The 863-nt window shown below is 35.5% G+C and carries 1 protein-coding gene; it reads left to right on the top strand.

Features of this window, described 5'->3' with window-relative positions:
• The first annotated feature begins 90 nt into the window (after positions 1 to 90).
• Entirely contained in the window at positions 91 to 597 is a 507-nt protein-coding gene (locus tag QHG98_09725) for a class I SAM-dependent methyltransferase (protein ID MDH7597990.1), read from the top strand.
• The last annotated feature ends 266 nt before the right edge of the window (positions 598 to 863 follow it).

Here is an 863-nt window from a genome sequence, read left to right as displayed (position 1 = left end):
CTCACTTCATGAACTCTCTTTCTACCCATAGTCTGGATAGATCAACGCAATGGTTAAAACATTTTGTTATGGAGCAGTAGTATAAATTCCTTGCCAATAAAACCAAATAAATTTGATTTAATTCTTTTAACAGAGGTACTGGAGCATTTGGATAAAAAGACATATTCAGAGGCTATAGCCGAGGTCAGGCGTCTAAATGCGAAATATATTCTGATAACAGTCCCCTATAAGGAGGACATAGATATTGGTCTCTGCAAATGTGCAAAATGTGGCAATTTATTTAATACAAACCACCATAGATTAACATTTAATGAGAACAAAATTGTTGAAACCTTCCCAGATTACGTGGTGGAGTCGGTGAAATACGAATCGTATCGTATTCGTCCTAATGTTTTTTTATTTAAATTAAAACAAAAACTTGGACTTTATTCGTACTCAGATGCTTCTATATGTGATAAATGTGGGTCCAGACCGGTTCGGCCTCACATGATATGGAGATACATATTTGGAATACCCAATCGAATTGATATGTTTTTTAAAAGAATGGTTGGATTGAAAAAGCCATATCATCTCATGATGCTCATGAGAAAGTCCTGAAATACCCAATGCTATCTATTCCTGAATAAACTTGATTTCAACTTAGTCACAAGTCCGCTGATCGATAGGTCTGATTTAATTATGTATATAGAATATATCACAATAACCACTGCTGGCAGTGTGCCGAAATTGCTGTAAAAGTATGGTAGAGAATCCCGACGATCGGAGTTTGCTGTCGGAGTTGTGACATGCTGTGTTGGATAAGTAGCTTTATATTCATATATTCTCTCTTATTCTTTCAAGAATCTTCGTCATAATGTTATACG

The sequence above is a fragment of the Methanothrix sp. genome (assembly GCA_029907715.1).
Lineage (GTDB): Archaea > Halobacteriota > Methanosarcinia > Methanotrichales > Methanotrichaceae > Methanothrix_B.
Note: the sequence above shows the minus strand (reverse complement) of the source record. Positions and strands in the feature narration are given on the sequence as shown.